The organism is Flavobacterium sp. B330r (assembly GCF_056824325.1).
On record NZ_CP124860.1, the window covers coordinates 3,085,938 to 3,101,371 of the forward strand.

Below are 15,434 nucleotides of genomic sequence, written 5' to 3' on the forward strand. Positions count from 1 at the left end.
TAGAAGTATGCCTGAAGATAGCATTGAACACATTAATTTTGAAGAAATTAATGACCTGGCGATTTCAAAGCCTTTAGTATCCCATATGTACACAGCCGATCCTTCGGCACATGTATTCAACGGAAAAATTTACATTTACCCATCTCATGATATTGATGCTGGAATTCCGTTTAACGATAACGGCGATCATTTCGGGATGGAGGATTATCATGTTTTTTCTATGGAAGACATTTCATCAGAAGTAGTTGATAATGGTGTTGCATTGCATGTAGATGATGTGGCTTGGGCCGAAAAGCAAATGTGGGCACCTGACGCAGCGCATAAAAACGGGAAGTATTATTTGTATTTCCCTGCCAAACGTGCCAACGGAATTTTCCAGATTGGTGTTGCCATTTCAGATTCGCCAGTTGGGCCTTTTGTTCCCGAAAAAGATGCCATAAAAGGAAGTTACAGTATTGATCCAGCCGTTTTTGAAGATGAAGATGGTAGACATTATATCTATTTTGGAGGAATTTGGGGCGGACAGCTTCAAAAATATCGTAGCAATAAATACGATGAAAACCACGAAGAACCTTCGTCAAGTGAAAAAGCCCTTGGGCCAATAGTAGCTCTGCTGCGAGACGATATGCTTGAATTTGCTGAAGAACCAAAAGAGATTAAAATTTTGGATGAAAACGGCAATGAGATTTTGGCAGGCGATCATGACCGTCGTTTTTTTGAAGCTTCTTGGGTGCATAAATACAACGGAAAATATTATTTCTCGTATTCTACAGGCGATACTCATTTTATCTGTTATGCTATTGGCGATAATCCTTATGGGCCGTTTACGTATCAGGGAAGAATTTTGAATCCTGTTGTGGGTTGGACATCGCATCATTCGATTTGCGAGGTAGAAGACGAGTGGTATTTGTTTTATCACGATTCGAGTTTGTCAAAAGGGGTGACGCATTTGCGAAGCATGAAAGTAACCAAAATCGATTATTTAGAAGACGGTTCGATTATTACGATTGATCCTTATGGAATAAGAAGATTAATTGATTAAGATTTTTTGTATAAAAAATTTAGCAAAAAATACAATCGGTTGTGTTGTGATTTTACTTCTTTTCATTCAATTTGTCATTTCAACGAAGGCAGAAATGGCAAATTGGGTAGAAAATGAAACGGAAAGACCAGTTAGTCGCGGCGTAAAGACGCCCAAATTTTTAGAATAAAAGAGCTTAAAAAAAATAACATATTTAATACGAAAAATAATTTTTTATAAAAGTTTTTTAGCTACTTTAGCATAACAGAACGGAACAGAACGGTATGCTAAAAGAAGAAGAAAAATTTGAGTTTATAATGAATCACGAAAGTGATATTCCGAAGTATCAGCAGTTGGTAGATGGAATTACGAATGCTATTGCGGAGAATATTTTACAGAAGGGAGATTTACTTCCGTCGGTAAATGTGATCTGCAAGACCTATCAGCTTTCAAGGGATACTGTTTTTAAGGCTTATTCGATTTTGAAAGACCAAAAAGTGATTGATTCTGTGCCTAATAAAGGTTATTACGTAGCGGGCGAAACGAGAAAAGTGCTTTTGGTTTTAGATACGTTTAAGGCTTATAAGGAGGTTTTATATCATTCGGTTGTGAATAATCTGGCCGATAATGTGATTATTGATGTACAGTTTCATCATTATAATATTGATGTTTTTAAAACGATCATTAATAACGGAATAGGGAAGTATTACAAATATGTGGTGATGAATTTTGATCACGCGGCTATTGCTCCGGCATTATCAGCGATTTCAAAAGATAAACTGCTTTTGATTGACTGGAACATCAGAGCTGATAAAACGAGTAATTATGTTTTTCAGGATTTTGGAAAAGCATTTTATGAGTCATTGACAGAGGCAAGTGATTTGTTTAAAAAGTACAAAAAGATACAATTTGTGTATCCAGATTTTACCAATCATCCGTGGGAAACGGTGGAGTTTTTTAAGAAATTCTGTGCCGATTTTGGTTTTGAATATGAGGTAATTACAGATCCAAAGAAATTCAGCATCGAAAAAGGGATTGCTTATATCAGTGTAAGCGATAGGATTTTGGGACACTTTTTAGAGCAGTGCAAAGAGAAGGATTTTGAGCCAGGGAAAGATGTTGGATTTTTGTCGTACAACGAAACCCCGATGAAAAAATTTATATACAAAGGAATTTCGGTTGTCTCAACTGATTTTAAAGAAATGGGAACCAAAGCAGCGGCATTTATTACGCATGACGAAGATACTCAGTGTTATGTGCCGACAAAATTAATAATAAGAGAATCATTGTAAGTATGTATTATATCGGATATGATATTGGAAGTTCTTCTGTCAAGGCAGCCTTGGTAGAAGCAGAAACGGGTAAAAAAGTAATCGTTCTGAATGAACCACAGAACGAAATGGAAATCCTTTCGATTCACCCAGACTGGGCAGAGCAGGATCCTGAAATCTGGTGGCAGCACATTTGTACAGCAACGAAAAGAGCTATTAAAGAGGCAAATATTGATGCATCTAAAATTCAGGGAATTGGTATTTCGTACCAAATGCACGGATTGGTGATTGTGGATAAGGAAGGAAATGCCCTTAGAAATTCAATTATTTGGTGCGACAGCCGTGCGGTTGAGATTGGTAATAAGGCTTTCGCCGAAATTGGAGAAGAAAAATGCATGTCGCATTTATTGAATTCGCCAGGAAATTTTACGGCTTCAAAACTGAAATGGGTTAAAGAAAATGAACCTGAAGTTTACAATAAAATCTCTAAGTACATGCTTCCGGGAGATTACATCGCTTTGAAACTGACAGGCGAAGTAACAACAACTAAAAACGGTTTGTCTGAAGGAATGCTTTGGGATTATAAAGAAAATAAAGTAGCCGATTGGCTTTTGGATTACTACGGAATCGACCAATCATTAACTCCAAAAATCGTAGAAAACTTTACGAATCAAGGTATTGTTACTGAAAAAGCTTCTGCTGAATCAGGTCTTCCAGCTGGAATTCCGATTGTGTACAGAGCAGGAGATCAGCCTAATAATGCTCTTTCATTAAATGTTTTAAATCCGGGAGAAGTGGCGGCTACGGGAGGAACTTCAGGAGTTTTTTATGCCGTTAGCGAAATGTCGTCTGGAAAGAGCACAAGAGTAAACAATTTCGTTCACGTAAACTACGAACTAGAAACGCCGAGAGTTGGTAAATTGTTGAATATTAACGGAGCAGGAATTCAGTACAGATGGCTTCGTAATAATATGGGCAACGAAAGTTATGAAGCAATGAATGAAAAAGCTTCTAATATTGAGGTTGGATCTGAAGGTGTTGTCGTAATTCCGTTTGGAAATGGCGCTGAGCGTATGTTCAACAATAAAACTATTGGAACTCACTTTTTAAACCTCAACTTAAATATTCATAATAGTGCGCATTTGTTTAGAGCTTCTCTTGAAGGAATTGCGTTTTCGTTTGTGTACGGAATGGAATGTTTAAAAGATGATAATGCGACAATTAATGTAATTAGAGCAGGAAATGATAACCTTTTCCGTTCGGAGATTTTCTCTAATACCGTGGCAACTTTAATTGGTCACGAAATCGAAATTTACAATACAACTGGAGCAGTTGGTGCGGCGAGAGCGGTTGGCTTAAAAGATGGTGATTACAGCAAGTTTGGAGCTAATGTAAGTGACAACGATCACGTAATGACGTTTTTACCGCTTCATAACGCAGCACCTTACGAAGCGGCTTATAAAAAATGGAAACAAGAATTAGAATTAATATTAACAAATAAATAAAAAAATCAAATGATAGTTTTAGGAGATAAAGAATACTACAAAGGTATTGGCCAAATTAAATTTGAAGGAAAAGAATCTGATAATCCGTTGGCATTTAAATATTACAATCCAGACCAAGTTGTAGCTGGAAAAACAATGCGTGAGCACTTTAAATTTGCTATCGCTTACTGGCATACTTTCTGTGGACAAGGTAGTGATCCATTCGGGCCAGGAACACAACAATTTGCTTGGGATGCTTCATCAGATCCATATCAGGCTGCAAAAGATAAGGCAGATGCTGCTTTTGAATTCATCAGCAAAATGGGATTCGATTATTTCTGTTTTCACGATTACGATTTGATTGCTGAAGGAGCAACTTTCGCAGAATCAGAAAAACGTTTGGCTTTTATTACAGATTACTTAAAACAGAAAAAAGCAGACTCTGGAATTAAATTGCTTTGGGGAACTTCAAACTGTTTCTCAAACCCAAGATTCATGAACGGAGCCGCTACAAATCCTGACTTTAATGTTGTGGCAAGAGCTGGTGGTCAAGTAAAATTGGCTTTGGATGCAACAATTGCTTTAGGAGGAGAAAACTATGTATTCTGGGGTGGTAGAGAAGGTTATATGTCTTTACTAAATACAGATATGGGAAGAGAATTAGACCACATGGCGCAATTCTTAGCAATGTCTAGAGACTACGCAAGATCTCAAGGTTTTAAAGGAACTTTCTTCATCGAGCCAAAACCAATGGAGCCATCTAAACACCAATACGATTTTGACTCGGCTACAGCAATCGGATTCTTGAAAAATTATGGTTTAGATAAAGATTTTAAAATCAATATCGAAGTAAACCACGCTACTTTGGCACAGCACACTTTCCAACACGAATTGGAAGTTGCGGCAAAAGCGGGAATGTTAGGAAGCATTGATGCGAACAGAGGTGATTACCAAAACGGATGGGATACAGACCAGTTCCCAAACAACATTCAAGAGACAACAGAAGCGATGTTGGTTTTCTTAAAAGCTGGTGGATTACAAGGTGGTGGAGTTAACTTTGATGCTAAAATTAGAAGAAACTCTACAGACTTAGAAGATGTTTTCTTAGCACACATTGGTGGAGCTGATACTTTTGCAAGAGCTTTATTGACTGCAGATAAAATCATCACGTCTTCTCCTTACGAAAAATTAAGAACTGAAAGATACAGCTCTTTCGATTCTGGAAAAGGAAAAGATTTTGCTGACGGAAAATTAAACCTTAAAGATCTTTATACTATCGCTCACGAAAATGGAGAATTAAATCTTCAAAGCGGTAAACAAGAATTGTTTGAAAATATCATTAACCAATACATTTAATTGGTAAACTTCTACAGCAAACCTAACAGCCCCGATGCATCGGGACTGTTAGGTTTCTTATAAAACTTAGTGAGACAAAAATCTAAGAAAATTTAAATTTTTAAATGTGATAGCCATAAAGCGTTAAAAATATTTAAAAATGTTTTTTAGATCGAAACTTCGAAAATGTGCATTAAGATTATGGCTTTTTTTACAATAAGATTTAAGAAAAATAGATTGAAGGTTTAGTTACTATTTTTTGAAAATCGAAACGAATAAAAGGTCAGTTTGATAAAATAGTAGTGAGTATTTTTTATTGAAGGTTTTTTGAAGAGCAAAATCTATCGAAATGCACATTTTTCACTCGCTAGAATTTGGACACACTGCAGTGCGTCTCTACTAAATTTATCTACATAAAGAAAAAAACGTACAGTTTTGTCATTTCGACGAAGGAGAAATCTCCGTAAGTAGCTCCACAAAGTAAATAACTAATCTTTATCGAGTTTCTCGCGAAGATTTGCTTCGCCTGTTCGCTATCGCTCGGGTCTCCTTCGTCGAAATGACAACTATGCGATTTACTTCATGTTAAACACTATTGAAACTAGATTACAATTAACCACAAACCAAAAAACTTATGAAATTTTTTATTGACACCGCCAATCTTCAAGACATTGAAGAGGCGCAGGCTTTAGGCGTTTTAGATGGTGTAACCACCAATCCGTCTTTAATGGCAAAAGAAGGCATTACAGGAAAAGAAAATATCCTGAAACATTATCTTGATATTTGTAATATCGTTGATGGCGATGTTTCGGCTGAGGTAATCTCGACTGAATTTGAAGGAATGGTAAAAGAAGGAGAAGAATTAGCCGCTTTACATCCTCAGATTGTAGTGAAACTGCCTATGATTGGCGATGGTATAAAAGCGTGTAAATACTTTTCTTCAAAAGGAATTCGCACCAATGTAACTTTAGTATTTTCGGCGGGTCAGGCTTTGCTTGCCGCTAAAGCAGGAGCGACTTATGTTTCTCCATTTTTAGGGAGATTAGATGATGTTTCTACAGATGGAATGCATTTAATTGCTGAAATCAGAGAAATCTATGATAACTATAATTATCAAACTCAAATTTTGTCGGCTTCTGTGCGACATACCATGCATATTATCAATTGTGCCAAAATTGGATCAGATGTAATGACTGGACCGCTTTCTGCTATAAAAGGTCTTCTGAAACATCCTTTAACCGATATCGGATTAAAGCAATTTGTAGAAGACGCGAAAAAGATGAATTTATAACCTTTTTCATTTCCGTTTTTATAGTTTTAAAAACTCTCTTCCAGTTATTTGGAAGGGAGTTTTTTTATGAAATAAAAGCAACCGATTGTTTCTTTTTTATGTTTTGTAAGAATTATAATATTTTAACGATATACTCTTGGTTTTCAGTTTATAACTTTTATTAAGTCAGCTTTTATAAGGGATAGCGAAAGATTTAATTTATGATGAATTTTTAGACAGTTACTACAACGTTTTAGTTTTTTTTGGAAAAATCTCATTTTTTAACATTTTATATTTTTTTTAAGATTTTGAATCAAATGATTTATTATCTCTAACGTTTTCGTGATATTAAATACTGTTTTTAATGATTGTTTAATATTTTACAATTATTAATACAGATAATTCTTTTTTTTAGCTTTATTTTTTTGAAATTAGGAATAAAAATTAACACAACCGATTGCGTGTTGTTGTTTTTTGCATATATTTGTTTTGACTATAAGCTAGTTATTTGTTTAAAATGTTAAAATAAAAACGAGTAAAAAGTCACCTAAAAAGAAAACTAACTAAACCATACTATTAACTCATTAAACCAATTATTTATGACTAACTTTTTAATTACTAAAAGCAGATCTAAATACTTTAAGAATTGGGGGTTCTTAATCCTGATGCTGGTATTTTCTGCTGCAGTAAATGCACAAATTACTGTTACAGGTACTGTATCTGATGGTGTAGGACCAATACCAGGTGTCAACATTATTGTAAAAGGAGCCAAAACAAGTACCGTATCTAATTTTGACGGGACTTACACCCTTCAAACTATTCCCAATAATAGTATTTTGGTCTTTAGCTTTATTGGATACAAACCGTATGAAGTTGCAGTGAATAATAAAACCAAAATTGATGCTGTACTAGAAGAGAATTTAAACGACTTAAAAGAAGTTGTTGTTATTGGATACGGAACAGCAAAAAGAGCAGATTTAACAGGAGCAATTTCTTCGATATCTAGTTCGGCGGTAACACAATCTGTTTCTACAACTATCGATCAGGTATTGCAAGGCCGAGCGGCTGGGGTGCAGATACAGCAAAATAGCGGTACGCCTGGAGGAAGTTCTTCGGTACGTATTCGTGGTATAAGCTCTATTACAGGTTCTAATGAACCGATTTATGTAATTGATGGTGTTATTATAGATGGTAATTCAGGCTCTTTAAATACAAATCCGCTTTCAGGAATTAACCCTAATGATATTGCTTCTATAGATATTTTGAAAGATGCTTCTGCAACTGCTATTTACGGTTCTAGAGCGGCAAACGGGGTAATTATGGTGACTACTAAAACAGGTAGAAAAGGAGATTTGACTTTAAATTTTGACAGTTATGTAGGGTGGCAGCAAATGCCTAAAGAATTGCAGGTGCTTAATTTAAGAGAATATGGAACGCTGAAAAACACGAGATCAGATTTAGGAATCGTTCAAAGAGATCCTTATTTTATTCGTCCTGATTTATTAGGAGAAGGAACAAACTGGCAAGATGAATTGTTTCAAACAGGTTTAATTCAGAGCTACAATTTATCTGCGTCAGGCGGATCTGATACTACTACTTATGCATTAGGAATGTCTTATTTTGATCAGGAAGGAACGATCATCGGTTCTTCTTTTGATCGTATGACCATTCGTGCAGTTGTGGACTCGCAAGTAAAGAAATGGATGAAAGTTGGAGTAAATTTAAATGCTTACAAAACCAATCAGGTCACTACAGTAAATGATGATTCGGTAATCTTAACCGCTTTAAAACAAACTCCAAACGTAGCCGCTAGAAATGCTGACGGTACTTTTGACGGACCAGATACTACTGAATTCGTTCAAACTAATCCGTTAGGAATTGCAATGCTGAAAGATAATCATGGAAAAGACTACGGAATTAGAGGAAATGTGTATGCCGAAATTGGTTTTACAAAAGATTTAAAATTGAGAACCCAATATTCTATAGATTATGGTTTTGGAAACCGATATACTTTTAATCCATCTTATACTTTTGGAGCATTATCAAATGAAGTTAGAGAAGGATCAAGAACAAAATCTACGAGCGAAAACTGGATGTGGACTAATACTTTGACTTATAATAAAGCATTCGGAAAACATAATATTAATGCATTGGTAGCTCAAGAGTTTCAAGAGCAAAACTGGGAAAATCTGTATGGCTACCGTTCAGGTTATTTAACCAATGGAGCAACAGATTTAAACGCTGGAGACCCAACAACGGCTAGAAACTCAAATGCAAGTTCTACAAAATCGCTTAGTTCTTATTTTGCAAGAGCAACGTATACATTTGATGATCGATATATTCTAACAGGAACAATCAGAAGAGACGGATCTTCGCAATTTGCTGAAGGCAATAAATGGGATTGGTTTCCATCTGCTTCATTAGCGTGGAAAGTTTCAAACGAATCATTTTTAAAAGAAAATCAGACCATTAGCAATTTAAAATTACGTGCAGGATGGGGAGTTACAGGTAATTCAAGCGTACCAAATAATGCTTATACTTCTGTTTATGGCACTTCGGCAACCAATTGGGGAAGCGGGCAAATTGCAACTAATACTGCAAATCCAGACCTTAAATGGGAAAAATCAAACCAGACTAATATTGGTTTAGATATCGGACTTCTAGACAATAGAATTGAAATTACAACAGATGTTTATTATAAAAAAACAGATGATTTATTACTAAGATTATCACTTCCAGCTTACGTAGGAACAACGGGTCAAGGAGCTACAACACCGCCTTTTGCTAATATCGGATCTCTTGAAAACAAAGGTTTCGAGTTTACGATAAACACCATAAACATGCAGAGAAAAGATTTTCTTTGGAAATCAAATTTCAATATCTCGATGAACAGATTTAAAGTATTGAAATTGAATTCAGAATCTGGAGTTTACGATCAGACTTTACAACAAGGTTCAGACGTAACAGTGGTTACTCGTACTGCAGTTGGACAGCCATTAGGACAATTTTATGGTTATAAAGTAATCGGACGTTTTGAAAAAGCAACAGATTTTTATTATAAAGATGCCACAGGAACAGTAAAACCAACAGCATTGCCGGAAGGAATGGTAATTGGTGAAAATGGCGTTTGGATTGGAGATTATATGTTTGAAGACGTTAATAAAGATGGAGTAATCAACGAAAAAGATGCAGGTTATATTGGAGATCCTAATCCCGATTTCACTTTCGGTTTCAATAACAGTTTTTCATTCAAAGGATTTGATGTGAGCATTTTGTTTACAGGTTCTTACGGAAATGATGTTTTAAATTACCAAAGAAGATGGCTTGAAAACCCACGAGAGAATACCAATTTATTGAAATCAGCTTTAGGATACGCGCAATTAGAATTAATCGACCCAAATGGGCCAAATGATTATCGTAATGTGCAGATTGTGGGCGGAGATCCTTACATGCCTAGAATTGCAGCGTCATCTGCAGCTTCGGCTTCAAATTATCGTTTAAGCAACAGATTTGTTGAAGACGGGTCTTATGTAAGACTTAAGAATATTTCGATTGGGTATAATCTTCCTAAAGATTTGTATTCGAAATACGGAATTTCAAACATCAAAGTGTACTCAAACATGCAGAATGTTTTAACCTTTACCAAATATAAAGGATATGATCCTGAAGTAGGTGCAATGTACCAAAACCAACTTCTAAATGGTATCGATAACGGACGTTATCCTTCACCTATGGTAACTACGCTTGGATTAACTGTTAATTTCTAAAAAACGCACAATGAAAACAAAGAAAATATTTTACACGGCTTTAATTATTGCATTGCCATTTGTTTGGACGAGTTGCAGCGACATTTTGGACGTTGAACCGAATGATGTAATTACAAAAGAGAACTTTTATAAAACAGAATCTGATTTTCAGGCCGCAACGGGACCATTATACAATAAAGTATGGTTTGATTTTAATGATAAATTCTACTACGGATTAGGAGATGGACGTGCCGCAAACATGTATGCGCCTTTCTCAGATTATGTTTATCCGTTTACAGATTTAACAGAAACGGGACTAACAGGGCCTTTGGTTTCGGCTTGGGCATCTTTGTATAATGTAATACAGCAGTCTAATAATGTGATTATTGGAATTTCTGGAAGCTCAATGAGCGAGGCTATTAAAAACAAATATATTGCTGAAGCTCGTTTTATGAGAGGAACAGCTTATTGGTATTTAGCTTCATTATGGGGAGATGTGATTATTTCTACAGATCCGAGAGAATTGGTAAAAAATCCAATCGTAAACAAAAATCCAATGAAAGATGTTTACGAATTCTCGATGCGTGATTTAGAATTTGCTGCAAAATACCTTCCGGAAACTGCAGGGCAGGCTGGACGTTTAACAAAATACAGCGCATACGGAATGCTGTCTCGTGTTTACTTATCATTTTCAGGAGTTAGCGACAACCCAAACAGCGGAACACGCAATCAAGAATACCTTGATTTGGCCAAAAAAGCAGCAGAAAAAGTAATGAGTTCTGGGCCTTACAGCTTAATGACAAATTATGAAGATTTGTTCATGATCGACAATAACAACAATACCGAATCTATGTTTGCATTGCAATGGGTTCCAAACGGAGATTATGGAGTAAACAATACACAGCAGGCTTATTTTGCATTAGGCTCTGATATTACAGGAGACGATGCCGCTTGGGGATATTGGACAAGAGCTTCTTATAATGTTTTACAAGAATATGAATCAAAAGATCTTCGTCGTAGAGCGACTTTTATGGGAGATGGTGATCATTATGCAGAAATCAATAAAGCAAACGGAGGTTATACAGTAGATCATACAGCAGATTTCCTTACCATTAAAAAAGGAGTTGTAGGTTCTACCAAAGACAATTCTAAAATTACACGTATGAATTCTGCTTTAAATACATACATGTTACGTCTGGCAGAAGTGTATTTAAATTATGCAGAAGCAGCTTTAGGAAACAATGCTACAACTGCAGATGCAACTGCCATTTCGGTTGTAAACAGACTTCGCTCACGTGCAGGTTTAGACCCTAAAACAACTCTGACTTATGCAGATCTTGCACACGAAAGAAGAGTTGAATTATGTATGGAAGGACAATATTGGTACGATCTAGTTCGAAGAGCTTACTACAAACAGCAGGAAGTAATTAACTATGTGACTGCGCAGAATAGAGGGACAATAACTCCAATTTTGTACGACTCAGCAACCAATACCGTTACGGTTGACGCTACAAAAGCGACAAGTCCGAGAGCAATTGGGGTAATTGATGCGACAATTTTCACACTTCCTTATCCAGAATCTGAATTAGTTCAGAATCCGTTATTGAGAGAAAATCCTGTTCCGTATCAGTTTACAGAAGAGAAAATAAAAGACTTATTCTAGTTTCAGAAACAAAAAACTAAAAGACATAAATATGAAATATATTTTAAATAAAAAGTATTGGGCACCTATTGCACTATTAAGCATGATGGTTTTCGGTATGCTATTTACTTCTTGCGACAGCAACGATTCTGAAGGACGCGCAATGACCATTACAAAAGTGTTTTTAGAAGATGTAAATTCGACCGTACCAGATAGAGAAGTTAGTTTTGCCCGTTTAGGACAGCTATTGCGTATCGAAGGTTCTGGATTTGAAGGACTAAAAAAAGTTTATATTAACGGATATTCGACCTACTTTAATGTGGTTTTTGTTTCCAACAATTCAATGTTGGTAAGCATTTCTGCAGATACACCCATTACAGATGCAGATCCATCGGTAAGAAATACAATTCGTTTTGTAAATGATTCAAACGAAGTGACATTTCCTTTTCAAATCCGTTCAGGAAAACCAGCTATTTTAAGCATGTCGAATACAATGCCAAATCCCGGAGAGACAATTATTGTTTCAGGAACAGGTTTGACAGAAGTGAGCAAAGTAGTTTTCCCAGGAAATGTTGAAGTTACAACAGGAATCACTTCAGATGAAGAAGGCGAATCATTTACAGTTGTAGTTCCAAGCGGAATTTCAGATTTAGGAGGTTCAATTTATGCCGAAACATCAAACGGAGGCGCTTACTCTCCAGCGTATTTCAATTTCAAAAAAGGTTTACTGCTTAATTTTGACGGACAAGGATCGCACGGATATTGGGGAAGTTCAACAAGCATGATCCAGCCAGCAGATTTAGAGTCGGCAGTTTTAGGAACCGGAAATACATCTCAAGGAAAATATGTACCTCATCGTCCAGCTCGTATTGCTTCTTTTGATGCAGCAAAAAACCGTTGTACTGAAGTTTGGACAGCAGGAAATGGAGTAGACAATTGGAGAGCACAATTAACGCCGTATATTCCAGCAAGTACGCCATTGGATAAAGTCGGATTTCAATTTGATATCTATGTGCCAGATGTTTGGAGAGATTCTGGTTTCTTAAAAATTTGTATGATCAATAATTTTAATGGTGGAGAATGGACAGGAGCTTGCTACAACTATGTTCCTTGGATTAAAGATGGTAAATCAATTGGAGTAAATACAACGGGATGGATTACCGTTACCATTCCATTAAACAAATTCTACGCTTGGTCTAAAGAAGCATTTACTTTCGAAACAGTTCTAGCTTTTCGCGAAGCGGCAACGTATCAAAACTTTGGAATTTACTTCGAAAATTCTGATGTAAAACTATCTAATGTAACAGGAAGCGCAAGCGAAGTAGAATTTCCTTCAAAAGCAACTTCTGTAAAAGTCTACACAGACAATTGGAGAATTGTACCATTAGATACGCCAGTATACAATGATTTTAACTAACCCAACAGCCACAAAATGAAATCTAAATATATCATACCAATAATTGCTTCATCACTAATGATTTTGTCATCATGCGATGATAATTTGATGGAGTGGGGAAAAGACCCAGAGCACGGAGAAGTAACAGGAGCCGAACTTCCGTTGGCTTTAGTAGAAAAAATAAGCCGTTACGAACCCTTAAAAAACTATTCTGATTTTCCTTTAGGAAACGGAATAGGAATAAGTTTGTACATGAGCGATGCTAATTATAGAAAAATCGTAAACGAAAATTTTGATGAAGTTACGCCAGGTTACGAAATGAAGCATGGGGCAATGGTAAACTCCAAAGGAGAAATTGATTTTGCCAATGTAGATGCTTTTATTGCTGCAACGAAAAGCGCAGGATTAAAAGTTTTCGGACACACTTTAATTTGGCATTCCAACCAGAATGCAAGTTACCTAAACAGTATTATTGCCCCTACAGTAATTCCAGGTTCAAGCGGAACAAATGTCTTGGATCTAACTCCTATTAAAAACGGAACTTTTACAGGATGGGCTAGAAATAACCCAGGAAAAGGTATAACTACAGTTGCCAATGCGGGATTAACAAGTACATCTGCGGCAATTCAATTAGCATCGAGTGCAAGTTCTTCGGCGGCTTATAATCTTCAGCTTACCTCTCCGAATGTTCCAATTGTTGACGGGCATAATTACGAAATCTCATTTTATATCAAATCTGATGTAACAGGAAAAGGACGTATTTCATTCAATGCTTCATTAGCAAATCAATATCCATACAAGGACTGGTTTAGCACAGGCGGAACTTGGACAGAAGCTTTTGCAACCACTTCTTCTTGGGAACAAGTTAAAATTAAATTAGCGCCAGGCGATTTTAAAGCAGGAAGCACAACTTTTCAGTTTAATTTAGATTTAGGATATCTTCCAAATGTAACTTATCTGATTGATGCTAATACGCTAGCAGTTGTCGATTTGGATGCTGCGACAGGGCCAGTTAATTTAGTTTCTAACGGAACATTTAATTCTGGAATAACAGGATGGAGCAAAGCCAATGGAGCAGCTGATGCATTAAGCGCAGCAGGAGCTTCAAATTCTTATGAAGGAAGTGGAGCTATGAAAGTAGTCAATGCTACATCTGACGCTGGAAACCAATGGAAAACTCAGATTCAAACCACTTTTACTTCTCCATTAGTAGCAGGAAAAAACTATACCATTTCGTATATGATTCGTTCTGAAGCTGCTGGATCTGTAAGATGTTCAACAACTCCATCGGGTGTAGCAAGTTACCAAGGCGATCAGGCCACTACTACAACTTGGAAGCAAATCGAGTGGAAAATCGCAGCAAAAGGCGGTGAAACAGGTTTTGGTTTCGATTTAGGAGGAGCGGCAGGAACCTATTATATTGATAATGTTTTGGTAACCGATGGTGCAGCAACTGGTGGAGGCGCGACAGCTCCAGTTACAATTGAGAAAACAGATGCAGAGAAAACTAAAATTATTAGCGATGCTATGACAGATTGGATTTCTAAAATGATGACACATTATAAAACAAGCGTTTTCTCTTGGGATGTGGTAAACGAACCAATGAAAGAAGATGGAACTCTAAGAAACGGGACAGAAGGCGATACGGCTTCAGATTATTTCTCATGGATAAAATATCTAGGAAAAGATTATGCTGTAACAGCTTTCAAACTAGCACGCCAATACGGAAATGAAACAGATAAACTTTTCATCAACGATTATAACTTAGAATCGAGACTGGATAAATGTGACGGATTAATCGAGTACGTAAAATATATTGAAGAGAAAGGTGCTAAAGTTGACGGAATCGGAACACAGATGCACATTGGTTTAACTACAGAGAAAGATAAAATTGTTCAGATGTTTCAAAAACTGGCAGCCACTGGAAAATTGATTAAAATTTCTGAATTAGACATCAGATTAGGAACCGCAACACCAACAGTTGCACAGCAAGCTTCTCAGGCAGAAATGTATCAATTTGTTATTGATTCATACAAAAAATATATTCCTGCGGCTCAGCAATACGGAATTACAATTTGGGGAGTATCAGATAATTCTAAAGAACATGAATACTGGCTTCCAAATGAATCTCCAAATCTTTGGGATGCAAATTACGTTCGTAAACACGCTTATAAAGGTGCTGCAGATGGTCTTGCAGGAAAAGATGTGAGTTTAGGTTTCTCAGGAGAATTACAGAAACCTTAAGTATTTAATTAGTAATAATATCCAT

Annotated in this window: 9 protein-coding genes; all 9 read left to right on the top strand. The window is 36.3% G+C overall.

Annotated elements, in window-relative coordinates; all coding sequences use genetic code 11:
• The first annotated feature begins 7 nt into the window (after positions 1–7).
• The 9 genes from QLQ95_RS13800 to QLQ95_RS13840 all read left to right on the top strand — a co-directional run bounded on the left by QLQ95_RS13800 (position 8) and on the right by QLQ95_RS13840 (position 15,409).
• Positions 8–1,042 (top strand): glycoside hydrolase family 43 protein, encoded by a 1,035-nt coding sequence (locus QLQ95_RS13800; protein ID WP_095931317.1) that lies wholly within the window; start codon positions 8–10, stop codon positions 1,040–1,042.
• A 263-nt stretch (positions 1,043–1,305) separates the two neighbouring features.
• A complete protein-coding gene (locus QLQ95_RS13805; protein ID WP_095931316.1) occupies positions 1,306–2,313 on the top strand; it encodes a GntR family transcriptional regulator in 1,008 nt (335 codons plus the stop codon).
• 2 nt (positions 2,314–2,315) lie between these two features.
• Positions 2,316–3,797 (top strand): xylulokinase, encoded by a 1,482-nt coding sequence (locus tag QLQ95_RS13810; RefSeq protein ID WP_320495630.1) that lies wholly within the window; start codon positions 2,316–2,318, stop codon positions 3,795–3,797.
• Between the two features lie 9 nt (positions 3,798–3,806).
• The gene (gene xylA / locus QLQ95_RS13815) at positions 3,807–5,132 is read left to right on the top strand and encodes a xylose isomerase (RefSeq protein ID WP_095931314.1); all 1,326 of its coding nucleotides are present in this window, start codon (positions 3,807–3,809) and stop codon (positions 5,130–5,132) included.
• Between the two features lie 613 nt (positions 5,133–5,745).
• Positions 5,746–6,402, top strand: coding sequence for a fructose-6-phosphate aldolase (fsa, locus tag QLQ95_RS13820; RefSeq protein WP_095931313.1), 657 nt, complete (start codon positions 5,746–5,748; stop codon positions 6,400–6,402).
• A 578-nt stretch (positions 6,403–6,980) separates the two neighbouring features.
• Positions 6,981–10,148, top strand: a complete 3,168-nt coding sequence (locus tag QLQ95_RS13825) for a SusC/RagA family TonB-linked outer membrane protein (protein WP_482500279.1) — start codon at positions 6,981–6,983, stop codon at positions 10,146–10,148.
• 10 nt (positions 10,149–10,158) lie between these two features.
• Entirely contained in the window at positions 10,159–11,790 is a 1,632-nt protein-coding gene (locus tag QLQ95_RS13830) for a RagB/SusD family nutrient uptake outer membrane protein (protein WP_428238736.1), read from the top strand.
• A gap of 31 nt (positions 11,791–11,821) precedes the next feature.
• On the top strand, positions 11,822–13,186 hold the full coding sequence (locus QLQ95_RS13835) for a glycan-binding surface protein (protein ID WP_482500280.1): 1,365 nt from the start codon (positions 11,822–11,824) through the stop codon (positions 13,184–13,186).
• 15 nt (positions 13,187–13,201) lie between these two features.
• Positions 13,202–15,409: an endo-1,4-beta-xylanase gene (locus tag QLQ95_RS13840; RefSeq protein WP_482500281.1), complete on the top strand. Its 2,208-nt coding sequence runs from the start codon at positions 13,202–13,204 to the stop codon at positions 15,407–15,409.
• Positions 15,410–15,434 lie beyond the last annotated feature (25 nt).